Source organism: Rhodococcus sp. IEGM 1366 (assembly GCF_033142425.1).
Lineage (GTDB): Bacteria > Actinomycetota > Actinomycetes > Mycobacteriales > Mycobacteriaceae > Rhodococcus_F > Rhodococcus_F globerula.
Genome location: NZ_JAWLRZ010000001.1, coordinates 834,660 through 856,984, shown reverse-complemented (window position 1 = coordinate 856,984; position 22,325 = coordinate 834,660). Strand labels below are relative to the sequence as shown.

Genomic DNA, 22,325 nt, shown 5'->3' with positions numbered 1-22,325 from the left:
GCGCTTACAGACGTTCTGCGAGGTCGGCGGTGGTCCAGGGACCCTCGCTCTCGATGGTGTTCACACCGTGCCAGCCGGCGAGTTCCGTGATGGCCCCACCCTGAACGGCATACACCTTGCCGGTCAGCTTGCAATCCGCTGCCGCTAGATAGGCCACCAGCGGGGAGATGTTGGACGGCGCAAACGCGTCGAACTCACCCTCGGGGACCTCGGCGGCGAACAACGCGCCCATACCGGGTGTAGCCAGCGTCAGTCGAGTACGCGCGATCGGCGCAATTGCGTTGACGCGCACACCGTATCGATCGAGCTCGTCTGCGGCCACCAAGGTCAGAGCTGCGATGCCCGCCTTGGCCGCGCCGTAGTTGCCCTGGCCCGCGTTGGGCATGAAGGTGCCCGAAGCCGAAGCAGTGTTGATGACCGAAGCGTTGACGGTCTCCCCTGCCTTGCTCTGGTCCTTCCAGTAGGCGGCAGCGTGGTGCAGCGTCGCCGCGTGCCCCTTGAGGTGCACGGCAATGACTGCGTCCCACTGGCTCTCGTCCATACCGGCGATGAAGGCGTCACGAAGAATGCCGGCGTTGTTGACCAATACGTCGAGTCGGCCGAACTCGCTGACGGCCTGCTTGACGAGGCCCTCGGCGCCGTCCCAGGTGGCGATGTTGTCGGTGTTGGCGACCGCCTTTCCGCCTGCGGCAACGATCTCGTCGACTACCTGCTGCGCCGGGCCGGCATCTGCGCCCGATCCGTCGTTTGCGCCGCCGAGATCGTTGACCACGACGCTCGCACCCTCACGAGCGAAGAGCAGCGCATGCTCACGGCCGATGCCGCGTCCTGCTCCGGTGATGATCGCTACGCGACCGTCGAGACTTCCCATCAGTTCAGATTCCCATCAGTTCAGTTGTCGGACATGAAGACTCATTTGTCGGCGATGACCGCGAGGCCGTCCTTGATGACGAGGTCGCCGACCGCGCTGGTTGCGTACGAGTACGACGTGGCTCCGTCTGCCGAACCCGACTTGTAGAACACCGTCTCGATGTCCTGGGTCGGGAGCACGGGCTTCGCGAATCGCACTGCGAGACGGCGCAACCGCTCGGTCTCTCCGCCCGCCAGTTCGGTCAGGGCTCCCCACGACGTGAACGCCATCGTGCACAGCCCGTGATTGATGATTCCGGGGAGCCCGGACATCCGAGCGATCTCCTCGTCGAGGTGGATCGGCATCGGATCGCCAGAAGCCGGTGAGTACCGGAAGGTCTGGTCCTCGTCGATATGCTGGTTCACCACCGCTGCGGGACTACCCGCGCGAAGAGCGTCGTCGAATCGGTGTTCAGGAGCCTTCTCGCCCAGTCCGGGGCCCGCGTCGACCTTGCGGAAGAACGCTGTCATCCATTGCTCGTTGACCAATTCACCCTTGTCGGTTTTGGTTTCGACGTAGATGACGACGGTGGATCCGTTGTCCCGGCCCTCGAATCCGATGGGCTTGGCGCGAGCGACCAGATGGTCACCGGGGTAGATCGGACGGTGGAACAGGAAGTCCTGCTCACCGTGAACGAGCTTCATCAGCAGTTCGACCGGCGCCACCGACAGCGCAGCGGGTGCCATCGACATGAAGACGGGTACCACCGCGAAGACCGGTGGAGCGATCTCGCCCTTCAGGTGTCGCTCGATGGGATCGTTGGTGGCAGCGGCATATTCGGCGATGCGCTCGGCTGTCACCTCGAAGTGCTCCGGATCGGTCCATACGTCCAGCCCGGACGTATCGAATTCGACCGCGTTGGTCTTCGGTGTTGTCGTCTTCGGTGTTGTCATTGAGCCGTTACCCGACCAGCTCGGCGAACTTGGCCAGCGAGGCCTCGAGATCAGCCTTGGCGTTCTTGGCAACTGCCTTGCCGATCGGCCCGACGATCATGGTGCCCTTGAAGCTGGCGTCGACGGTTGCCTTCGAACCCGAACCGTCGGCCTCGACCGAGAGAACGAATTCGACGGTGACGCCGGCCATTCCGGTACCGGCAATCTTGACCATCTTCGGAACCTCGACCTCTTCGACGGTCCACTCGATCTTGTTTGCCATACCCATCACGGAGACGACCTCGGTGAACTTGGCGCCCAACGCAACCTCGGTAGGGAGTTCACTCTTCCAGCCCTGGTGAATGGTGAGCCACTCTTCCCAGCGAGACAGATCGGAGAGCGCATCCCAGGTCTTCTCGGGGGATGCGGGCAGTACAGCGGAGACGGAAACGGAAGCCATGATGAAACTCCTAGTGGGTAGCTAGCGGGTTGTGGGTGTGATTCAGCGTGCGTAGGGCTTGTATGCGGTCACGACAACTGCGCCGCCGAGTCCGATGTTGTGCTGGAGGGCGACCTTCGCGCCGTCGACCTGACGCTTGTCGGCGGTTCCGCGGAGCTGCCAGGTGAGTTCGGCGCACTGTGCGAGGCCGGTTGCGCCGAGGGGGTGACCCTTGGAGATGAGGCCGCCGGACGGGTTGACCACCCAGCGTCCGCCGTAGGTGGTGTCGTCGGCGTCGACGAGCTTGCCGCCGTCACCTTCTGCGCACAGTCCAAGTGCCTCGTAGGTCAGCAACTCGTTGGTGGAGAAGCAGTCGTGGAGTTCGATGACGTCGACGTCGTCGGCGGTGATCCCGGCCTGCGCGTACACCTTCTCAGCGGCCTTACGGGTCATGTCCGCGCCAACGAGACTGATGGCGCTCTTGTCCTCGAAAGTGCTGTTCATGTCGGTGACCATGGCCTGCCCGACGATCTCGATCGCCTGAGCGGCAAGCCCGTGCTTCTCGACGAAGGCTTCGCTGGCGATGATCGCCGCGCCGGATCCGTCCGAGGTGGGCGAGCACTGGAGCTTGGTGAGCGGGCCGTGGATCTGGCGTGCTTCGAGGATCTGTTCGAGGGTGTACTCGTCCTGGAACTGGGCGTACGGGTTATTCAGCGAGTGCTTGTGGTTCTTGACGGCGATCTTCGCGAACTGCTCTGCAGTGGTTCCGAAGCGTTCCATGTGCTCGACGCCGGCCGCGCCGAACATGTACGGAGCGGGCGGCATCGCGAACTCCTGCAGCTCGGCGAGAGCGAGGAGGTGCCGCATGAGTGGCTGTTCACGGTCGTCGTAGGTGGATCCGAGGGACCCGGACTGCATCTTCTCGAAGCCCAGCGCCAGTGCGCAGTCGGCCTGACCGCTCTTGACTGCCTGCGTGGCGAGATAGAGCGCGGTCGATCCCGTCGAACAGTTGTTGTTGACGTTGACGATGGGGATGCCTGTCAGACCGAGCTCGTAGACAGCGCGCTGACCTGCGGTGGACTCGCCGTAGACGTAGCCGACGTATGCCTGCTCGACCTCGGTGTAGTCGATACCCGCGTCTTCGAGCGCCTTGGTACCCGACTCGCGTGCCATGTCGGGGTAGTCCCACTCGCGGGCTCCCGGCTTCTCGAACTTCGTCATGCCGACGCCGACGACAAAAACCCTGTTACTCATTGCCACTCCTGAAGAGAACGGTATCTGTGTGTGACACGCTGTCCCACCAAAGTATGTGAGACATCTTGTCCAGTCAATGGCCGGGTGAGTATCGTTCGATTTATGACAAAAACAGCCGAGTCGGCGCAGCCCGACGGGCGCAGCACTCGCTGGAACGATCACAAGGAGCAGCGCAAAGCGCGGATCCTCGACGCAGCACTCGATGCAGTCAACGAAGGTGGCGCCGACGTCGGCGTCCAGCAGATCGCCGAGCGCGCCGACGTCCCCCGCTCTGTTGTCTACCGGATCTTCAAGGATCGAGCCGACCTCGACGAGCAGCTGCGAGTCCGCATCCTCGAGATGATGATGACCGACCTGACACCCACCCTCACGCCACAGGGCACGGTCGGCGAGGCCATCTCACGGGCAGTCGAGACCTACCTTCAATGGATTGTGAAATACCCGCGACTGCACCACTTTTTAGGCAAGGGCTCGCCGAGCACCCGAGCTACCGGTTCGAAAGTGGTGACCGGAACCAAGACAGCCATCGCCGTCCAGTTGGGAAACCTGTTGGGTGCGATCCTCGCCAGCCGCGGCAAACCGTCGAAGATGGCAGAGCCCTTGGCTTTCGGCGTCATCGGCTTGGTCGACGTCAGCGTCAATCGTTGGCTCAGCCAACCCGGTTCCGACGTGTCCGGCACTGAATTGGCCGAGTTCCTCGAGCTTTCCATCTGGCAGGTTCTCGACGGAAATCTGCGACGGATGGGTGTGGACATCACTTTGGAGACGCCGATATCGGAGTTGTAGGCAGCAAAGTGCACCGGGGCATGTTTGATCCCCGGTGCACACGGTGGTTTTTCAGGCTGCTGTTGGCGGTGTGTTCCCGGGAACGGGAACTTGGTACGGATCCACGGACATCGGTGGATAGAACCGGGTTTTTCGGTCGTCTCCGATGTCCACGCGCCATTCGGTGTGATGCATCATCCGATGGTGGTGACCGCATAACAAGATCAAATTATCGAGATCCGTGGGGCCGTCATCGAGCCAGTGGATCAGATGGTGGGCGTCGCACCAGCCCGGTGGGGTGCCGCAACCGGGGAAGGCGCATCCACCGTCTCGCACCGTCAGGGCCCGCCGCTGCGGGACACTGGCAAGGCGTGCCTTCATGCCGTGATTGAGCGGAACACCGTTGCTATCGAGGAGGATTCGGGTGACCTCGCAGTCGCAGGCCAGCATGCGGGCGGTGTCGAGGCTGATGGGGCCGGCCCAGTTGGTGATCGCGTACCCGAGTTCTTCAGTGGAGGGCAACATATCCTTCAGCGCTTGAAGATCGGTCATGTCTTTTGCGGTGGCGGTGATCGTCAGGTGCGGTTTCACGCCGCCTTCGACGGGACCGAGGCCCGCGGCTTCGTAGCGGCGCAGCATTTCGCAGAACCCGTCGGCGCGTCGAAGTGCCGGGGTGCGTTCGTCTTTCACACCGTCCTTCTCCGGCGTGGGCGCCGAGAGGGCGGACAGTAGTGCGATGAGACGGGCACCGTTGACGGCGTCGAGGTCACCTTTCACGCTGACTCGCCCGTACAAACCGCGGGAGGCGTAGAACTCGTTGAGCTCGGAATCCTCACCGGCCGGTACACCGTCGGCGCGGTTGCCGTACTGCTTCTGAATCCGCCGGATCGCGGCGCGGACGGAATCGCAGTCGGTGACCTTTTTCGAGGCGAGGGTCAGGAGGACCTCGCGGGCTTTCTCGACGTCGGCGAGGCTCATGTTCTTGGGCGGGTGCTGACAGAAGTGGGCAACCTGACGCGCTTTCAACGCGTCGATGTCACCGTCGTGAAAAGATTGTCCGACAACAGGTTCCAGCATGAACAACCGCGCCAGACCCACCAACTGGCTGCATTCACCGATCTCGAGGTTGGTGGACAGGTGCAGCCACTGCGCGATAGCGCGGAATCCTTTGCCGCCGAGGGTGTCGCGGGTGAACATCTCCGTGATCATCACAACCATGCGGGACTGCATCTCGTGCCGGGCGCGAGCGAGGTCGAGTACCTCGGCCTTGAGGCCCTCGCCGTCGTATTGCCACGCTTCCCGACTTTCCATGAACTAATTTTAGTCGAACATAATTTCGATTCCTAGGGACATATCGGACACGTTTAAGCGAATCTGTGATCGAGACTTGTTGACGTACAAGAATATTCAATGAACCGTGACCCACAGTTGCGCACTGCCATCGTGCCCAATCATGCAACGATTCGAAAGAACCCGTCTACTCCGAAGCGGGCTTGTAACCCTTGCCCTGCATCCACGCCAGAACGTCGAGAATCCGCACTGCGGGCACTACTTCGTCCAGACCTGCCAGATCGCGTAGGCCCTGCAATCGCGATTGGAGTTCCCCGTCGCGCAAGGCGCCGCGCACCGGCTCCAGATGGGCGGCCTTCGTTCCGAGTTCTCGACCGACGACGTCGTCGTAGATCGGGAAGAGCCGCGGGCGTTTGCGAGCAATCAGCTTGGATGCCATCGTGCGGCCGACGCCGTGGATCTCGCGCAGCGCTGTCTCCAGCCGCCACACCGGAGATTCCGGCGTCAAAGGATCAACTTCGTCCACCAGATCGCGATCTGGACCTACATCAGCCAGGAGCGCATTCAGTGAAGCGTTGCTCTCCCCCAGCAGGAACAATGCACCCTGGGCCGGAACCTGAACCGAGAGAAGTGTCACTGCGACAAGATCTTCCGCAGTGAAGACGTCCGCATCGCGACCACGATTACCACTGGGATCCCAGGAATCCCACAACGCACCGGTACGGAGATACCCTGTCTTTCGGAGCGGCCTCGTGAAGTACTCCTGCAACACGTCGACGGCGCCGGCATCGTCACCGTCTCGCAGCACACGCGGCAAGCGGATGGACATTTGCTCAACCATGATCGACCGACCTTTCGAGTACGTACTTGGCAAATCCGGGGTTGTGGTACTGCCGGAAAGGCCCTTTGCCCTTGGCCACGAGATGCTCCGCGAGCGGCCGAACGGTCGACGCGTCGACGGGCAGTTCGGCGAACTGCTCCAACGCTTCCGAGTCCTCGAGGCTGCAGTCGATCATGGTCCCGTCGCCGTCAGCTGAAGCTAACGCAGTACGCCGGATACCGAGCAAATCGTGTTTTGCAGCAAGTTCCTCGATACTGCAACCCGTTCGGGATTCCAACGCCGAACTCGACACGAAGACCGACATGACGTGTTCGATCGGTTGCCCGCCGGCAAGATGACACTCGACGCTCAGCACTTCCATCGGACCGATGTTGAGGGTGAACAATCGATGGCGATCCGCGGATCGGTTTGTCGACGGCAGGCAGCTGATCGTCCACTGCTCGATCTCGACTGCCGCCGGAGCGTCGAACGCGTAGGAAAGTACCTCTGCAATCAACTCGGCGAGATCCTCGAAGAGTGGGTCGCCCTGCAATCGCTCGAAGTTCTCGACCGAGGCGGCGGGGCGCACAGGTGCTTTGCTCACCGCGGCCCCCTCTCATCCGATGAGGTCGAAACCTTACGTCTCACCTCGCATCAAAGGTACCCAGCGCTGTGGAGCCCTCGCGCGTTCGCCCTCACATAGAGCGCCGCGTTATGGTTCTCAACACGTACCACTGCCTTACCGATCGCTAACTCGAGGAGCATACGAAGTGGAAATCAAGGGAACCGCAGCACTGGTCACCGGAGCAGCTTCCGGACTGGGAGCAGCTACGGCCAAGCGCCTCGCCGACGCCGGCGCCACCGTCTTCGGCCTGGATCTGCCCGCATCGATCGAACGCGCCGGCGACAATGTCCCCGCCGGTGTCACCCTCATCCCCACCGATGTGACCAGCGGCGAAGAGGTCGAAGCTGCCATCAACCAGATCGTCGAATCCGGCTCTCCGCTGCGAATCGTCGTCAACTGCGCCGGCGTCGGCTGGGCCGGACGCATCCTGTCCAAGAACGGCCCGCATGACCTCGAGCTTTTCCGCACGGTCATCACTGTGAACCTGCTCGGCACCTTCAACGTCATGCGCTTGGCCGCCGACGCCATCTCCAAGACCGAGGCTGTCGACGAGTCGGGCCAGCGCGGCGTTGTCATCAACACCGCATCTGTTGCCGCATTCGAAGGCCAGATCGGACAGATCGCCTACTCCGCATCCAAGGGCGGCGTGCACGGCATGACGGTTCCGGCTGCCCGCGACCTGGCTCAGTTCGGCATCCGCGTCAACACGATCGCTCCCGGCATCATCGACACCCCGATGCTCGCGGGCGTCACCGACGAGTACCGCAAGGGCCTCGAAGCCGGCGTTCCGTTCCCGTCGCGTCTGGGCCAGCCGTCCGAGTACGCGCAACTCGCTCAGATGATCGTCGAGCACGACTACCTCAACGGCGAGACCATCCGCATGGACGGCGCTCTCCGTATGACACCGCGGTAGGTTTCTGTTGCCTTGTGCGCCTTTGTCAACCGCCCGCGGTTAACAAAGGCGCACAAGGGCTATGACCGTTTGAGGTATTCGGCGACGTCCGCCGCCGGTATCGGCTCGCTGATGTAATAGCCCTGAACCAACTCACAACCGGCGAATCACCTTCACTGAGCTCAGTGATGAATGATCTGTCGATTTTGCGAATGTCCACGGGCAGTTTCTTCAAACTCTCGAAAGACGAGTAGCCGGTTCCGAAGTCGTCCAACGCAATTGCGATCCCCGTCGCACGAAGACGGTCCAATTAGGCGACGCCGAGCGACGGACCGATCCACTCCGGAAACTGCACAGCCATCGGCATAGTCGGCATGACATACCCGGGAGGCGAAATCAGCGCTCTACTCCCTTGGGTGTCTACGGTGAACGTCGGGAACTCTTGTTTCCACCAATCGACGCACCCTTGCGAGATCGCATTGCCCGGAATCGATTTTTCCTCCACGATTTTCCAGTTCCCGAAAACATTCCACGAGGGTGGGCGTTGGGCACGTGGATCATGACCTCCCACATCGGTGTCTACGGTTCCCGAACTGCCCGCAAATTCAGCAGCATTCTCCAAAACTATACGCACTGAACCATCGAGAACAACCGAACTGTCAAATTTCGACGGCTTCTCGTGAACCAAATAGTCACACACAATTGCCGACACCGAATCTGAACTCTCCGAAAAATCGACAATATTCCGGAACCAAGTAAACCTATTATCGTAGTCGGGAGTCTGATTCACGATCCACGAACTAATTGAAGAACGATCCCTGGAAATGTCACGAATCGCATCGATGTAGCCCGGATAAGTAAACTCTGGTCCGCCGGTATGGGTGTACGCAGTGGCTTCGGCAGTCGCTCGAATCAATTCAGCACCGCGACCGAATAAGTCGACACCAGGATCAGCCGACCACACCGTTGTGTGCGGAAACTCCGACGCAGGTGCGACATCGGCAGAATTCGTCGGCGATCTGTCGCTGCCACACGCTGAAATAGAGGCCACACATATCAGCGCTACCGCCACCGAAAGTGCCCTGTTAGGGAGCATTCCACGCCACCGCATTATATTTTTCCAGCATCCGCGTCGCATGGAAATCAGTTGAGGAACCAAACGTCGAAAACATTGTGTCAATATCACCCAGCCTATAAGGTTTTTCGTCGGTCGCCTCCTTAATTTGATCCCAAGATTTCAATTCTCCATCATCGAATGCCCACCGGTAAACTTCCTTGAATTCAGGCGGTAATTCCGGTGCCGCATTCAGAATATTGTAAGCCTGTCTAGCTGAATCGAAACCTGCGAGTTTAGCGGTTTCAGGCCCTGAAGGCTGGGCACCGATTACCGACTCCTTCAACGGATCACCCCCGGCACCGATCATGGCGTTGATGTAATCCCCGCCAGGGAGGTTTCCGATTCCCAAGGTTCCGAGACTCATCAAGGCGCCATATGCATTGTTCTTGCGTGCATATATTTCGGCCGCCTGCGCCGCCTTGTCGTCGTAACCATCCTGAGTGCCACGCATCAATCCGTAGTCTGTCAGCCCCGCCAGCCTTCCCGCAGTATCCAAATTGTTGGCTGCACTTTCCCCCATAGGGTTCAGCGCATATGCACCCTGCTTCGCGAGCATCTCCTGGTATGCCGCTCGGGTAAAGTTCGTGCCAGCCGTTTCGTCGGTATTCATCAGAGCGAACACGTTTGCCGAGCCAGTGTAGTGACGAAACCCGTCGGGATCAGTCCACCCTCCGATGCTGAAACCTGGATGATTCTCAGGATCTTCACCAGCCAGATCAGAAACGTAGGGACTCATACTATTCGAAACTGTCTGCAACAGATCGGGATTGAGCTGGCCAGTCGACTGGCCGTCGGCTTCAGGGATATTGGACAGCAACTTCCACGCGTCGTCAGTACTAACCGCTTCCCCAACAGCTGACATGATGCTGCCGGTACGAGTTGCCGTGGCCACATCGGTGGGATCATTCGGATTCTCCACAGTGGCATCACCATCCGGGAAGTCGAAGAGCGTCGACGCGGCTTTACCGTCGTCAGTCCAGTTGTGGGACAGCACATCCTTCACGAAGTCGCTGCCGATCTCTGGATTGTTGACAACGGCATCGACGGCAATTTTGTCATGTCCCACAGCGGCGAAGATCTGCTCGGTGACAGCCATGTCCTGGGTACCACGCCCATCGACCATGAAGTACTCGAACTTGTGTTCCGGGTTCTGTTCATGAGCGACCTGCGCATCCAGGTATTTCTGCCCCACGTCGAGAAGCGCACTGTCCAGGGTGCTTCCGCTCTTGTACTGATCGTCGCCCATCGAAACGATGTCGGCGCTCGCCTGATTGTCGGCAACCCCGTTGAGTGCGATGCTGGGAAGGCCGGATCCGCCAGCTACTTCAAAGCTGTTTACCACCAAGTCATCCCGAGTCAGAGACTCTCGCATCATGTCGGGTAGAAGGTTCAGACCGCCCTTGGTCGGAACGTCCGGATCACCCTCGACCGTCGCGCTGACGTTCTCGTTGGACAGTATCTGCAGCGAGTTTGCGACCGCAGCCTGCGCATCGGGCGGCAACTTCGAGAGCAGGTCTTCGATCTCCTGGGGCGATTTCCCATCCAGTGATCTTCCCAGCTGATTGAGGTATTCCATCTGCGACGCCGGGATTATCGCAGTTTCACCACGCTCCAACGCCGTGACCTGTTCCGGTGTCAGGTGGCCGGTTTCCGTGATCCGCTGCAATTGTTCCGGCGTCATCGACGCCGGATGTGTGGCTAAAGCGTCAGAATCACTCTTACCCTGCTCCCCACCCGAGGTAGCTGCGGATACAAATGTCACACGTAGCCCGTCACGAGCGCCTGCCAGGGAGCTTCGCACAGTGTTGTCCGCATTCTCGGTGGCATTTGCGGCGTCGGTCAGTTCACGTTGCCGTTCGACCATCAGGGCAACACGGGCTGTGTCCGGTTCGGCCGCGGTGTCGGTGAGAAGAAGCGCGTCCGAGACCACAAATCTATCCGCTTCTGCTGCAAGAACAGCCATTCGGGCCCGCTGCAAGGGAGCGTCGATCTCGTGAAAGCCTTGCTGTGCGGTTTTTGCCAGAGCTTCGAGAGCATCGACAACCTCGCCGGCAGTCTTCCTGTCTGCGGCGGCCCTGTCCTGAGCCGCTTCCGCGGTCTTTCCTTCCCAGTAAGCACCGTGGACGGTGGTAACACTGCTGAGGTACCGGGAAAACAGATCTTCCGCCTTGCTGCCCAAGGTAACCCACGCGTCGGCAACGGCAGTGAGCGACGCTGGATCCCACGATTCGATCTGTGCACGCGTCGGGGTCATGCGGTGGGTTCCTGGGCGACCCAGGCGCCTGTGGCGTCGGTGTACGCGGTGGCAAGTTCGGCCGCAGACTGCTCGTCGCGACTGCGGAACTTTTCGGCGACGTTGATCATGATGTCGCCGGTCTCGCCCAACCGTTCCTGCAATGAGGGAACCAGCACACCCTCGACAAGCTCGTGCGAGATCGCTGATGCTTCGAGAAAAGAGGTCAGCACCGTATTCGCAGGCGCAAAAGGGAGATTCCCGAGCAAGGGCCCAGGCGCCATGGGGACAAACGTGCCACCAGTGGCGGGAGGAGCACCGGCCGACGGTCCCACGCTCAGCCGACCAGCTTCATCCGCGAGCCCGTGTAGCACCCCGCCCAAGCTTTTCAATTCAGCAATATCGGCCGCAAACGTACCCACGATCCCCCCTCGGACCTACGAGTCAGACCCCCCGACTCATGCAACGCGGGCCAAGTATACGTCGAGTAGCCGGATTACAGGTCCGAGGCGAGGGGAATTTCCTTCTCCGCGCGGTCCGTCATCCACTCACGTAAGACCTTGGTGGCGATGACATCATCCTCGTTGTACTGCAGGATCCGCGTCCGTTGCGTCTCGTCCGGCTCACCGTCGTAGCCGACCGCCTCGCGGTACCACGCCATCGACGCTTCACCACCGGCTTCGGCGTCGCGCCAATGGAATCCGGCAACGGGCGCAATCTTTTTGAGCCCCTTGCCATCCGGGCAGATGAACTGATCGCTGACGGCTTGGTAGATGTCAACCCACTGCGGACTGTCGATAAACTCCCGGATCTCTTCCTTGGTCGGAATGCCCGGTTCACCGGCAAATCGACGCGCAGAATCCAGAAGCCATTTGTCCTCCGCCGAACGTGAATAGCAGTAGGCGGCAAAGGTTTTACCGGACACCGCTGCGCCCGCACGCTCTGCCATCAGCCAACCCCAGAACTCCGCAAACGATCGCGCCTCGTCCCGTGTCGGCAACGGATCCCACGTCGCAAATCCCCGATACATCGAGAAGCCACCGACATTGAGCAAAGTTCCCCACAAATAGGCACCGTGCTCCTGGTAACTCTCCATGTCGACATCGATCTCGATATCGGCGCGCGTCACCGAGATCTTGTCGAACCGTCGTACCAACGGAGCGCCCGCCAGCCACGCCTTCGCGATGACGACGGCGTCGTCGAAGTTTCCGTGTGGCCAATCCTCGAGCGGCTCGCCCTCCCAGGCCGCGAGCTGATCGATGGTGTTGCATCCGGCGTCACGCAGAAGCTCGGCCCGGGAACCGACCGCAACCAGGCTCACATCACGGTTGCGGACCAACTCTTCCTTGCACTCCGTCCACCACGGGCACGATTTGCACTCACTGACCTGAGAGGGAGACGTCAGCACCTCACCGCGCGCCACGGCAATCCTGTCGTCGTAGCGCTCGTCGTAGTCCTCGAGAATCGCACTCAGGTCGTGAACGAGGATGCAGTCGCCGTTGTAACCGATCGCACCCGCCTGCAACGACGGACTCGCCAGTCCCCGGCGCTCGAGCATCCGGTAGACCTGCGCGACGCGCATCTGATCACGAACCTGGCCTCGCACCTTGCGCTTCGGATCGACTGCAGGCTCCCACTCGAACAGGCCAGATGTGATCGCACCCTGCCCCGGGTCGGTGACCTTGTGGTTGACAACGATCACCGGGATATAGCCGCCGCCGTCGGTATCGCGGATCAACATTTCGCATCGACCCTTGCGGCCGGTGTCACGTTCGACAGGCAACACGGCGCCCCAGATGCGGTCGGCGCCGGCTTCACATGCGGCCAGCGTGTCGCGAGCTTGCGCCGCCGTCGACTGATCGGCGTTGATCCGCACCCAACGATCCGGAGCGGCGCCGATCACCAGCTCCGCGATCTCCGCACGCTTGGCCGTTGCCGATTCCTGACGCTGCTTGATGCCCGTATCGAGAGGCTCCGACGCCCACTTGCCCGGAAACAATCCGTCGAGGCGCACCCGATGACGGCAACGCGTGAGCGCCCCTGAATCGATCAGAGGGAGCGAGGGCGCGGGGCTTTTATCGGAACACACGATGACGAAGATTATGTGCTCCCCTAGGCTGAAGCCGAAGCGCAGGTACCTGGCAGCGCACAAACACCTGGAAACGGGGTCCTTTTCGATGGGGTTGTTCAAGAAGCGAAAGTCTCGTGCCACCCGCAAGGCGGAGGCGAAGGCTCTCAAGCACAAGGCCGAGGTCGAGGCGAAACTCAACGCCAAGAGCCAACGCAAGCGCGACAAGGTTGAGACCAAGTCGATCAAGAAGCTGGAAAAGGCTGAGATCGAGTCGACGCACAAGATCGAAAAGGCGCAGATCGCCACGCTGAAGGCCCAGGAAAAGGCCGCTGTGAATCAGGGCCTGACCGTTGCCAAGGTGCGCAAGTACCTGGGTGTCGCTCGGCTACTGGCTCCGGTTCTGCTGCCGATCATCTATCGAGCGGCAACCGCGGTTCGTGGTCAGTTGGATACCGCGCGCGCTCAGAAGATGGGCATCGCCGTCGACCAACTGGGCGACTACACCGGCCACGGAGCCAAGCTGAGCGCCCGCATTGCGGGAGCGGAAAGCTCGGTCACCGAAATCCTCAGCCACAAGCCGAACGACGCCGAGACGCAGCGTTTTGCCGCAGCCATCCGTGAGCGTCTGAGCGACCTGAGCACCGCGGTGCGGGCGGCCGAGCAGATGCCGCAGGCTCGCCGCAAGGCCGCTCACCACGCTATTTCCTCCGAACTCGACGGCGTAGAGGCTGATCTGCTCGCACGCCTCGGCGTCCGCTAGACCTGCTCGAGTGTCCACCGACGCGCCCACGACAGCACTCCTTCGGGGTAGTGCTGTCGGGGCTGTGTCGACCGCTCTTGCCATCGCAGCGCACGGCCTGGCCGGCGGCGATGTACCGCCGGCGTCGGCGCTGACCCTGCTGATAGCCGTGTGTTCAGCCGTGGGCGCGATCACCGGAACGCTTCCCGTTCCGACCCGCGGACCGCTACCACTCATTGCAGCTCTCGGCGCCGGCCAACTGGCAGCGCACACCACCATGACACTCTCCGTGCATTCTCATTCCCCTTCTCCGGGGCTGGCGATGCTCGGAGCACACATAGTCGCCGTGCTCGTCTGCGCGACCCTCGTGTTGGCTGCCGAGCGACTGTTCGGAGTCGTCACCCGCGTCGTGCAGGTCGTGCTGTCCGCGCCGGCGATGCCCGTCGCAGCGCTGATCCGTCGATTCCCGACGACGCACCACCTCGGCCCCAATGGCGCACTCCTTCGCGCCGGCATTTCCCCGCGCGGACCTCCCGCTCTGGTCTGAAGAACTCGCACTGAAACCCTTCACCAGACCAAGAGGACACATTCCACATGAAGAACACCCTGATTTCGCGTGCGCTCATCACGGCAGCAGCAACCGGCGGGGCAATCCTGCTCGCCGGCGGAATCGCGTCGGCGCACGTCAGCGTCGTAGCTCCGGGAGCGACCCAGGGCGGGTACAGCGTTTTGACCTTCCGCGTACCCACTGAATCCGACACCGCGTCCACCACCAAGGTGACGGTGGCACTGCCCGACCTCAAGTCCGCGCGCACCGAACCGATGCCAGGTTGGACTGCCGTCGTCGAGAAGGATCCGACGTCGTTGGTCGCCAAGTCCGTCACCTGGACGGCAGATCCCGGTGTCGGCGTCGGCCCCGGCCAGTTCCAACAGTTCGTTCTCTCCGCCGGCCCGCTGCCCACGCAGGACGAGGTCTCGTTCAATGCGGTGCAGACGTACAGCGACGGCAACGTCGTCAACTGGGATCAGGCCGCCCTCGCCGACGGCAGTGAGCCCGACAAGCCGGCGCCGTCCTTGACCTTGGCAGCTTCGACGGGCGACGCGCACGGAAGCAGCGCCGATACTCACGCCACGAACGAGACAACTGCGACAGAATCATCGAACGACAACACCGCCCGCTGGCTCGGAGGAGCCGGACTGGTTCTCGGCGCGCTCGGCGCTGCACTGGGCCTGGGTGCACTTGTGAGGAGCAAGCGTTCATGAGCACACGACTGAAGGTCGTCACTATCGGCCTACTTGCCATGCTCGCGTCCATGCTCGGGGTGAGCACAGCCAGCGCGCACTCCGCGGTGGTCGGGTCGAACCCCGAGAACGGCGCGTCCATCCAGGTTCCCCCGGACAACGTTTCCGTCAGTTTCAACGAAGCACTGCAAGCGCAGTTCGCGGCGTTGACCGTCACGGGCCCCGGTGACAGCCGCGATCAATGGTCCAAGGGCGAGCCCTCAGTCGAGGGGGCAACAGTGAGCGTGGACCTGGGAGATCTGGGACCCGCCGGTGTGTACACGATCGCGTATCGCGTCACGTCCGCCGACGGCCATCCGGTTCAGGGAACGTTGAACTTCACACTCACCGAGGCCGGTCCCGGCACCCCGGTCACCCCGGCTGCGTCGGCTGGTGACAGTTCGTCGTCCGAGTCGTCGTCGAGCAGCATCCCGGTGTGGGGATTCATCCTCGCCGGTGTTGTCGTCTTCGGCGGCGCACTGTTCTTCGTGCTCCGCAAGCCGAAGTCGAGCTGATCCGTGAGCGGTACGGCAAACAGGTGGTGGTTGCTGTTTGCCGTACCCACAGCACTGCTGGGAGTGCTGATCGCGTGGGGATTGGCGAGTCCCGCCGGCCCTGAAGCGTCCAGCACGGTACGCGTCCTCGCCATCGGATGTGGTTCCGTGACACTGGGAATCGCCACACTCGCCTGGATGGGCCGGGGCGAGCGTCGGCCGGCTTCACCCAACAGCGCGATGTGGACACAACTCACTGCCATCGCCGCCGTGTGGCTGGTTGCCGAAATCGCCTTGCTCGCACTGAGTGCCGCTGCCGCCGACGGACAGCCGATCACCGCGTTGACCGTCGGCCACTTCGCAACTTTTGTCGGCGAAGTCAATGTCGGCCGGGTCGGAGCAGCCATCATCGTGTGCGCTTTTGCCGTCGTCTGCTACGGCGTCTACGGATTCAAGAACCCTGAAACAGCGCCCGTCGCACCGGCATTGGTTGTCACCGCCCTTGCCCTTGCCACCCGCCCCATTACCGGTCACATGGCGCAGCAGAGCTTCGGTTCCATCCTCGATGCCATCCATGTACTCGCTGCCGGCTTGTGGTTCGGCGTCCTCGCCGCCCTCGCGCTCGCCATGCCCGCTCGCGGCGCCTGGGCACTCTGGCTGCCCAAATACTCTGCTCTCGCGTGGCGATGCGTTCTTGCGCTGGTCATCACGGGAGTTGTCAACGCAGCCGTACGACTCGGATCTGTGACCGCGTTTGTCGACACCGCCTACGGCCGCGTCGTCCTCGCCAAGCTCGTTGCCGTTGCCCTGCTCCTCGGGTTGGGATGGTGGTGGCGTCGTACGTGGGTCGTCGCGAGTGCCGCCCACCGCATGAGCGCCGACGGATCGCTTCGCCGCGCAATCGGCGAAGTTGTCCTCATGGCAGTTGCTTTCGGGCTTGCAGCGGCCCTTGCCACTACCGCTTAGGGCCTTCGGCCCCGCAAAGCTGCCTGATCCACTTCCTCGTATCTGCCGGATCGATGACGTCGTCCAACTCGAATGTTGTTGCCGCCATCAGCGCCTTGCCTTGTGCGTAGGCCAATTCCACGAACTGACCGAACAGGGTTTCCCGCGCAGCCGGATCTTCGACTGATTCGAGTTCCTTCCGGAAGCCCAGTCGGACAGCGCCTTCAAGCCCCATCGGCCCGATCTCGCCGGTCGGCCAGGCCACCGTGAACTCGGGCGCGTGAAATGACCCGCCGGCCATCGCCATGGCACCGAGACCGTAACCCTTACGCAGGATCACCGTCCCGAAAGGCACCGTGAGCCTCGCACCGGCCACGAAAAAGCGACCGAATCGCCGTACCGTCGCCTGTTCCTCGGAATCCGGCCCCACCATGAATCCCGGAGTGTCGCAGAGCGTAACCAGCGGAATCCGATGCGCCTCGCACAGTTCCAGGAAGTCCGACGCCTTGTCCGCTGCTTCCGCATCGATTGCCCCGCCCAGATGCTCACTACTGTTCGCGAGCACGGCAACCGGAACCCCTTCCACCTGGATCAACGCCGTCACGACGCCGCGGCCGTAATCGCGCCGCAACTCCAGCACCGAATCGACGTCGGCAATCGCCTCGACGGCGCGTCGCACATCGTACGAACGCAGCCTGTTTTCCGGCATTACATGCCGAGCCAGCCGAGGATCAGGCGCGGTCCACTGCTGCGCCGCACCCTGGAAGAAGCCGAGATACTTCTTTGCCAATTCGACTGCCTCAGCGTCATTCTCGGCAACCACGTGCACAACCCCGTTTCGCCGTTGAATGTCGATCGGCCCGATGTCCTCCGGGCGGTAAGTGCCCAGTCCACCGCCCTCGACCATCGCCGGACCACCCATTCCGATATTGGCGTCCGGCGTGGCGATCAGGACATCGCACGCACCCGCCAACGCGGCATTGCCGGCAAAGCAACGACCCGATACGACGGCCACCAACGGCACTCGGCCGCGCAATGCCGCCATCGCCCGGAAGGTACCCAGTTCAAGCCCCGACCCTGCTCCGGCATCCGTATCACCGGGGCGACCACCACCGCCCTCCGCGAACAGCACCACGGGAACACGTTTACGGGCGGCGAGCTCGAGCAGTCGGTCTGTCTTGGCATGATTGCGCATGCCCTGCGTACCGGCAAGAACCGAGTAATCGTACGAAATGACGACGCTCTCACCGCCGTTGATTGCTGCCACGCCACCGATCAATCCGTCTGCGGGCGTATTTGCGATCAGGTCTTCTTCACTGCGACGGCTACGCTGAGCCGCCAAAGTCAAGGCGCCGTATTCGACAAAGCTGCCGTCGTCGATCAGGTCCTCGACATTTTCGCGTGCCGTCCGACGACCCAGCTTGTGCCGTTTGGCTGCCGCTTCGGGCCTCGCCGCATCCAAGGTCACCTCATGTCGGGCAAGGATTTCCGCGAGGTCAGGACGCACCAGATCCAGGTCGAGGTCCTCGGGACGCTCCACTCGCTCGGCCGCTGTGGCATCGCGCACCACCATGAGTGGCTCACCCGCAACCACTGCCTTGCCGACCCTGCCGAGTACGCGAATCACCTCGACATCGGACTCGGCAGCCAGGACATGCTGCATTTTCATCGCTTCGAGCACAGCGGCCTGACTGCCCTGGTGAACAGCATCGCCGACAGCGGCAATCTCGACGACAATTCCGGCCATCTGCGCGCGCAGGACGGTCTCACCCAGCACTGCAACGGGAGGCTCCGAAACCTTGGCTTCCGGGACGAGATCGGCAATACGTCCCTCGAGCCAGTCGATATCGACGACGCCGTCACGGAAATCCTTCTCCGACACGATCGCCCGCAGGAAAAGAAGGTTGGTCGCAACCCCTTCGATCGCAAACTCGTCGAGTGCGGCAATCGACTTGCGCACCGCCGCAGCAAAATCTGCCCGACGGGTGTGTGTGATCACCTTCGCCAGCAAGGAGTCGTAGCGGGCACTCGGCGACAAACCCGCCGCACCGAAGGTGTCGACTCGAACTCCCGGTCCGCTCGGCGGCGCAAACACGTCAAGCGTTCCGGTTTCCGCGCGCGCACCGCCGTCGCGCGTCATGGTTTCCATATTGACCCGCATCTGGATTGCGATACCCGACGCCGCCGCAACGGTTCCCTGATGCCCAGGAACTCCTGCTGCACAGGTAATCCCCTCAGGAAGATCCAATGATTCGAAACTCACGCCGTCGGCGATCATCAACTGCACGGCAACCAGGTCGACACCGCTCACCTCTTCCGTGACGGTGTGTTCCACTTGGATACGCGGATTGACCTCGAGGAAAACGAATCCTCGCTCCTCCACGAGAAACTCCACTGTTGCGATCCCACGGTAACCGACCTCCGCACACAACCTCGCCGCAGCGGCATGCAAACGCTCGCGCAGTGGTTCGGAAAGACCTTGCGCGGGAGCAATTTCGACAAGTTTTTGATGCCTGCGCTGAACGCTGCAATCGCGATCTCCCAGTGCCGTCGCACAGATACCCGCCGCGCCGGGCGCCGACACAACCTGGACCTCGATATGGCGAGCACGTTCACTGAGCACCTCGGCAAACAGTTCGGCACTGCCGAAGCCGGCCCGAGCCTCCGCCGCACACACGCGGTAAGCGTCGTCGAGCGAGGGCAGATCGCGCACGACACGCATGCCCCGACCGCCGCCACCCGAAAGTGCCTTGATCATGATTCCCCGCGAATGCCGCGCAAAGAACTCCCGCACCTCGTCGAGGCTTGCATCGCCCGCCGTGGCCGGCAACACCGGAACGCCGGATTCCACAGCGGCGCCACGCGCGCGTGACTTGTCCCCGAAGATACGGAGCACCTCAGCGCTCGGACCCACGAATACAAGGCCCGCACTGGCACACGCCCGTGCGAAATCCGGATTCTCACTGAGGAATCCGTATCCGGGATGGATATGCGTGACCGATGAATCGAGGGCGATCGACAACAGCGAGTCTTGATCCAGATACACAGACGCGCCGCTGCCTGGCAGTGGAAACGACTCTGTCGCAGCTTCGACGTGTGGGCTTGTTGCGTCATCTTCGGCGTAGACCGACACGGTCTCGATCCCGAGTTCGCGGGCTGTTCGAATGATGCGCAGAGCAATCTCGCCTCGATTGGCGATCAGCAGTCTCATTCCGAGGTTTCGCAGTCAGTCACCGCCACAGTGTGTTTTGACGTTGACGTCAATGTCAAGCATGGGGGATCGCCCGCACCACTAGATCACGTCGGCGTAGAGATACACGTTGTCCTGGTAGTTGCCGACCCCGTCCGAGAACTCCAGCTCCCCACCACACGTCACCACGGCAAGCTTGCGCGGACCGTCCGGCCCGGCCAGAACACTCTCCTCGATTCCGTCCGCCTTGGCTCGCGACACCACCGCCGTCACCCGCCACCGTGTGCTGTTCCCAGCGGCATCCGACGTACGGATCTCCTGCCCAGGCTCGACTGTCCCGAGATCGAACAACGCACCGTTACCCTGACCGGCAAGATTCACATGCCCGGCGATCAGTGTTGTGCCCGTCTGCGAATCCAATGGCGCACCGTCCAACCAGATCCCGACCTCGCTGACGTCGTCGGGAGGGGTCAATGCTCCATCGATGACACTCGCGTCGACGATCGGTGCCTGCACCCCGAGCGGATCGAGGGACAAAGTAGCAGGCGACATCTGCGCATCAGCAGGAGCGAGCACCGCCGGCGCCGATTGGCCGGCCGTGGGCGCCGGCGGTATCGCCGTACTCTCACCCGACCGAGAGCCGAGGTATGTCATGAGTAAGCCCACAGTTACCGCGATAATTATTGCCGCAGTAGCAAATACGCGAGACTTGCGCCTGCGCACAGGTTCCGCGGAACTGGTGCCTGGCTCATCCGGTACGGGATTCGGATTCATCGACGTCATCAGAGATGTTCCTTTGTCGTGAACGAGCATCGTCCGGTGCTGACGGGGAGAGTCGGCACCGGACGCTGCTCGATCGAAACTGGTTCAGATTTCCGCTGCTACGAGCGGCGGCGGCGGACGGCGATTGCTCCGCAGGCAGCCAGCCCGATCAGACCGAGTCCCGCAATCGCAATTCCGACGTGCGGACCTGCAGTCTCGTCAGCTGCGCCACCGTCGATGGAGGTCGGGCGCTCACCCGTCGGAGCCTTCGGGGTCGTTTGCGTGACCACACGCGGGGTGGGTACCGCAACCGTGGTCGGAGCGGGAGCAACCGGCACTCCGGGGATCACCGGAATGATCGGGATAATCGGAATGATCGGAACGATCACGTTGGGCTTGGTGGTTGTCGTCGGAACAGTCGTGGACGGCGTCGTGGTCGGAGCTCCCGGCGTCGTGGTCGGAACAGTCGTGGACGGCGTTGTGGTCGGAGCCGCATCGAAGGTCACCGTCGCATCACCCTGGAGTTTGGCCGGGGTGACGGTGTTGAACGTTGCAAAAACCTGGCACTCGGCGCCGGCGTTGTTCCAGTGGATGCTCTCGAACGAGCTGGGTGCGCCGGAGACGGATACCTTGACCGCGCCTGCACCCGGGGACGTGACGCACAGCGCCACATCAGTCGGATCATTGCCCTCACCGGTGACAACCAGGGTGTTTCCGGTCAGCTTCACATTTGCGTTCGGCTCACACAGTTCCAAAGTTGCGCCTGCGGGAGCGCTCACGGTGAGCGGCTTGCCGTACATGTTGGTGGACACCGTGAATGTTGCCTTGCCGCCACTGGCGAGAGTGCCACTGGCCGGGTCTGCGAGCGAAATACTCAGGGCGGGTGTCACATTCATGACCCCGAGAATCCGAGCCTGCTCAGCCGGACCGAGATCCGCGTCGCAATCGACTACGGCGTCGGTTCCTTCGAGGTACTCCTTGTCCGATACACACCAGATAAGAAGCTGACGATTTACCCTGTTCGCAGCCGTCGAATCATCAGCGACGCCACCCGGCGTGAACGGGTGGGGATTCTGAATCAGGTAGCTGATGAGCAGTTCCTGTTCCTGAGTCAGACGATCGTTGCCGCCGACCGGAAGCGTCGGTCCTACTACGTTGAACTGCCCGCCATCGCTGTAGCCAGGCTCGCCATCAGGCGAGATCTCATCGCACGTCTCTTCCTTCATGTCGGTGCAGTACATCCACTCCGACTGTGGACCACTGGCCTCGGGGACGTCGCGCACACCACAGATAGGGGCAGGTGACCGCTGGTCGTTGTTGTAGTACAGCGGCACCACATTTCCGGCGTTGTAGTAATCCAGGCGCACACCATCGATAACCATGTCGTCCGCGTAGGGATAGTCAGCGGACGTCTGCGTGCCTTCGCACATCGGCGCAGTGAAGGCGGCCGACGACGCGGGCGCCGCTGTTGCCGGCCCTGCCAAACCGGCGACAATTCCACCGACCAATGCAAGCGTCGACACAGCGGACACGGATGCCAGCCCGATCTTTTTCCGCCGCACCACGGCTGATGACGATGACGATGTGTTCATGGACGATCTCCTCGCGAAGTAACAGTTGGGGCAC

22 protein-coding genes are annotated in these 22,325 nt (G+C 61.9%); 7 read left to right on the top strand and 15 right to left on the bottom strand.

The features are described from left to right. Nucleotides 1-4: 4 nt before the first annotated feature. From R4P64_RS04170 to R4P64_RS04155, 4 genes are read right to left on the bottom strand one after another with little or no spacing between them, the layout of a single operon-like run. Nucleotides 5-871 (bottom strand): SDR family oxidoreductase, encoded by an 867-nt coding sequence (locus R4P64_RS04170; RefSeq protein WP_007735961.1) that lies wholly within the window; start codon nucleotides 869-871, stop codon nucleotides 5-7. Nucleotides 872-912: 41 nt separating this feature from the next. After that, entirely contained in the window at nucleotides 913-1,803 is an 891-nt protein-coding gene (locus R4P64_RS04165) for a MaoC/PaaZ C-terminal domain-containing protein (RefSeq protein ID WP_317819419.1), read from the bottom strand. A 7-nt stretch (nucleotides 1,804-1,810) separates the two neighbouring features. Beyond that, nucleotides 1,811-2,242 (bottom strand): SRPBCC family protein, encoded by a 432-nt coding sequence (locus R4P64_RS04160; protein WP_095969428.1) that lies wholly within the window; start codon nucleotides 2,240-2,242, stop codon nucleotides 1,811-1,813. 42 nt (nucleotides 2,243-2,284) lie between these two features. Next, nucleotides 2,285-3,475: a lipid-transfer protein gene (locus R4P64_RS04155; RefSeq protein WP_007735955.1), complete on the bottom strand. Its 1,191-nt coding sequence runs from the start codon at nucleotides 3,473-3,475 to the stop codon at nucleotides 2,285-2,287. A 102-nt stretch (nucleotides 3,476-3,577) separates the two neighbouring features. Here R4P64_RS04155 and R4P64_RS04150 point away from each other — a divergent pair, with 102 nt between their 5' ends. Further along, the gene (locus R4P64_RS04150) at nucleotides 3,578-4,261 is read left to right on the top strand and encodes a TetR/AcrR family transcriptional regulator (protein ID WP_033235207.1); all 684 of its coding nucleotides are present in this window, start codon (nucleotides 3,578-3,580) and stop codon (nucleotides 4,259-4,261) included. Nucleotides 4,262-4,312: 51 nt separating this feature from the next. Here R4P64_RS04150 and R4P64_RS04145 read toward each other — a convergent pair whose 3' ends face one another. The 3 genes from R4P64_RS04145 to R4P64_RS04135 form a co-directional block, all read right to left on the bottom strand. Continuing rightward, the gene (locus tag R4P64_RS04145; RefSeq protein ID WP_317819417.1) at nucleotides 4,313-5,551 is read right to left on the bottom strand and encodes an HNH endonuclease signature motif containing protein; all 1,239 of its coding nucleotides are present in this window, start codon (nucleotides 5,549-5,551) and stop codon (nucleotides 4,313-4,315) included. A gap of 166 nt (nucleotides 5,552-5,717) precedes the next feature. After that, nucleotides 5,718-6,371, bottom strand: a complete 654-nt coding sequence (locus tag R4P64_RS04140) for a DUF6308 family protein (protein ID WP_141485357.1) — start codon at nucleotides 6,369-6,371, stop codon at nucleotides 5,718-5,720. Continuing rightward, nucleotides 6,364-6,954, bottom strand: a complete 591-nt coding sequence (locus R4P64_RS04135) for a hypothetical protein (protein ID WP_092805449.1) — start codon at nucleotides 6,952-6,954, stop codon at nucleotides 6,364-6,366. The genes R4P64_RS04140 and R4P64_RS04135 overlap by 8 nt, the downstream gene beginning before the upstream one ends. Nucleotides 6,955-7,120: 166 nt before the next feature. On the opposite strand from R4P64_RS04135, the gene R4P64_RS04130 reads away from it, so the two are divergent. Then, nucleotides 7,121-7,888 (top strand): SDR family NAD(P)-dependent oxidoreductase, encoded by a 768-nt coding sequence (locus R4P64_RS04130; RefSeq protein WP_092805447.1) that lies wholly within the window; start codon nucleotides 7,121-7,123, stop codon nucleotides 7,886-7,888. Between the two features lie 25 nt (nucleotides 7,889-7,913). Here the strand turns inward: R4P64_RS04130 and R4P64_RS04125 are convergent, their stop codons facing one another. The 5 genes from R4P64_RS04125 to R4P64_RS04105 all read right to left on the bottom strand — a co-directional run bounded on the left by R4P64_RS04125 (nucleotide 7,914) and on the right by R4P64_RS04105 (nucleotide 13,270). Next, nucleotides 7,914-8,141 carry an EAL domain-containing protein gene (locus R4P64_RS04125; RefSeq protein WP_275942458.1) on the bottom strand — a complete coding sequence of 76 codons (228 nt, stop codon included), beginning with the start codon at nucleotides 8,139-8,141 and terminating at the stop codon, nucleotides 7,914-7,916. Between the two features lie 36 nt (nucleotides 8,142-8,177). After that, nucleotides 8,178-8,939 (bottom strand): hypothetical protein, encoded by a 762-nt coding sequence (locus R4P64_RS04120; protein WP_317819412.1) that lies wholly within the window; start codon nucleotides 8,937-8,939, stop codon nucleotides 8,178-8,180. A 13-nt stretch (nucleotides 8,940-8,952) separates the two neighbouring features. Beyond that, nucleotides 8,953-11,163, bottom strand: coding sequence for a hypothetical protein (locus R4P64_RS04115; RefSeq protein ID WP_317819410.1), 2,211 nt, complete (start codon nucleotides 11,161-11,163; stop codon nucleotides 8,953-8,955). A gap of 71 nt (nucleotides 11,164-11,234) precedes the next feature. Further along, the gene (locus tag R4P64_RS04110) at nucleotides 11,235-11,639 is read right to left on the bottom strand and encodes a hypothetical protein (RefSeq protein ID WP_051730605.1); all 405 of its coding nucleotides are present in this window, start codon (nucleotides 11,637-11,639) and stop codon (nucleotides 11,235-11,237) included. 74 nt (nucleotides 11,640-11,713) lie between these two features. Next, entirely contained in the window at nucleotides 11,714-13,270 is a 1,557-nt protein-coding gene (locus R4P64_RS04105; protein WP_033235445.1) for a TM0106 family RecB-like putative nuclease, read from the bottom strand. Between the two features lie 124 nt (nucleotides 13,271-13,394). On the opposite strand from R4P64_RS04105, the gene R4P64_RS04100 reads away from it, so the two are divergent. Genes R4P64_RS04100 through R4P64_RS04080 form a run of 5 tightly spaced genes read left to right on the top strand, consistent with a single transcriptional unit; the run spans nucleotide 13,395 to nucleotide 16,768 of the window. After that, nucleotides 13,395-14,048 (top strand): DUF6474 family protein, encoded by a 654-nt coding sequence (locus R4P64_RS04100; RefSeq protein WP_045066229.1) that lies wholly within the window; start codon nucleotides 13,395-13,397, stop codon nucleotides 14,046-14,048. 10 nt (nucleotides 14,049-14,058) lie between these two features. Continuing rightward, entirely contained in the window at nucleotides 14,059-14,574 is a 516-nt protein-coding gene (locus R4P64_RS04095) for a hypothetical protein (RefSeq protein ID WP_317819407.1), read from the top strand. 47 nt (nucleotides 14,575-14,621) lie between these two features. Beyond that, the gene (locus tag R4P64_RS04090; RefSeq protein WP_045066227.1) at nucleotides 14,622-15,290 is read left to right on the top strand and encodes a YcnI family protein; all 669 of its coding nucleotides are present in this window, start codon (nucleotides 14,622-14,624) and stop codon (nucleotides 15,288-15,290) included. Beyond that, nucleotides 15,287-15,823 (top strand): copper resistance protein CopC, encoded by a 537-nt coding sequence (locus tag R4P64_RS04085; RefSeq protein WP_287160950.1) that lies wholly within the window; start codon nucleotides 15,287-15,289, stop codon nucleotides 15,821-15,823. The genes R4P64_RS04090 and R4P64_RS04085 overlap by 4 nt, the downstream gene beginning before the upstream one ends. A gap of 3 nt (nucleotides 15,824-15,826) precedes the next feature. Beyond that, nucleotides 15,827-16,768 (top strand): CopD family protein, encoded by a 942-nt coding sequence (locus tag R4P64_RS04080; protein WP_045066226.1) that lies wholly within the window; start codon nucleotides 15,827-15,829, stop codon nucleotides 16,766-16,768. On the opposite strand, the gene R4P64_RS04075 is transcribed toward R4P64_RS04080, so the two are convergent. The 3 genes from R4P64_RS04075 to R4P64_RS04065 form a co-directional block, all read right to left on the bottom strand. Continuing rightward, entirely contained in the window at nucleotides 16,758-19,958 is a 3,201-nt protein-coding gene (locus tag R4P64_RS04075) for an acetyl-CoA carboxylase family protein (RefSeq protein WP_317819403.1), read from the bottom strand. The genes R4P64_RS04080 and R4P64_RS04075 overlap by 11 nt on opposite strands. A gap of 81 nt (nucleotides 19,959-20,039) precedes the next feature. Then, nucleotides 20,040-20,720, bottom strand: a complete 681-nt coding sequence (locus R4P64_RS04070) for a class F sortase (protein WP_317541938.1) — start codon at nucleotides 20,718-20,720, stop codon at nucleotides 20,040-20,042. 98 nt (nucleotides 20,721-20,818) lie between these two features. Next, a complete protein-coding gene (locus R4P64_RS04065; RefSeq protein WP_317819401.1) occupies nucleotides 20,819-22,291 on the bottom strand; it encodes a hypothetical protein in 1,473 nt (490 codons plus the stop codon). Nucleotides 22,292-22,325 lie beyond the last annotated feature (34 nt).

Bases quoted from the DNA above. Each gene is read 5' to 3' on its own strand.
- R4P64_RS04170 (WP_007735961.1), bottom strand. From the start codon at position 871: ATGGGAAGTCTCGACGGTCGCGTAGCGATCATCACCGGAGCAGGACGC.
- R4P64_RS04165 (WP_317819419.1), bottom strand. From the start codon at position 1,803: ATGACAACACCGAAGACGACAACACCGAAGACCAACGCGGTCGAATTC.
- R4P64_RS04160 (WP_095969428.1), bottom strand. From the start codon at position 2,242: ATGGCTTCCGTTTCCGTCTCCGCTGTACTGCCCGCATCCCCCGAGAAG.
- R4P64_RS04155 (WP_007735955.1), bottom strand. From the start codon at position 3,475: ATGAGTAACAGGGTTTTTGTCGTCGGCGTCGGCATGACGAAGTTCGAG.
- R4P64_RS04150 (WP_033235207.1), top strand. From the start codon at position 3,578: ATGACAAAAACAGCCGAGTCGGCGCAGCCCGACGGGCGCAGCACTCGC.
- R4P64_RS04145 (WP_317819417.1), bottom strand. From the start codon at position 5,551: ATGGAAAGTCGGGAAGCGTGGCAATACGACGGCGAGGGCCTCAAGGCC.
- R4P64_RS04140 (WP_141485357.1), bottom strand. From the start codon at position 6,371: ATGGTTGAGCAAATGTCCATCCGCTTGCCGCGTGTGCTGCGAGACGGT.
- R4P64_RS04100 (WP_045066229.1), top strand. From the start codon at position 13,395: ATGGGGTTGTTCAAGAAGCGAAAGTCTCGTGCCACCCGCAAGGCGGAG.
- R4P64_RS04090 (WP_045066227.1), top strand. From the start codon at position 14,622: ATGAAGAACACCCTGATTTCGCGTGCGCTCATCACGGCAGCAGCAACC.
- R4P64_RS04085 (WP_287160950.1), top strand. From the start codon at position 15,287: ATGAGCACACGACTGAAGGTCGTCACTATCGGCCTACTTGCCATGCTC.
- R4P64_RS04075 (WP_317819403.1), bottom strand. From the start codon at position 19,958: ATGAGACTGCTGATCGCCAATCGAGGCGAGATTGCTCTGCGCATCATT.
- R4P64_RS04070 (WP_317541938.1), bottom strand. From the start codon at position 20,720: ATGACGTCGATGAATCCGAATCCCGTACCGGATGAGCCAGGCACCAGT.
- R4P64_RS04065 (WP_317819401.1), bottom strand. From the start codon at position 22,291: ATGAACACATCGTCATCGTCATCAGCCGTGGTGCGGCGGAAAAAGATC.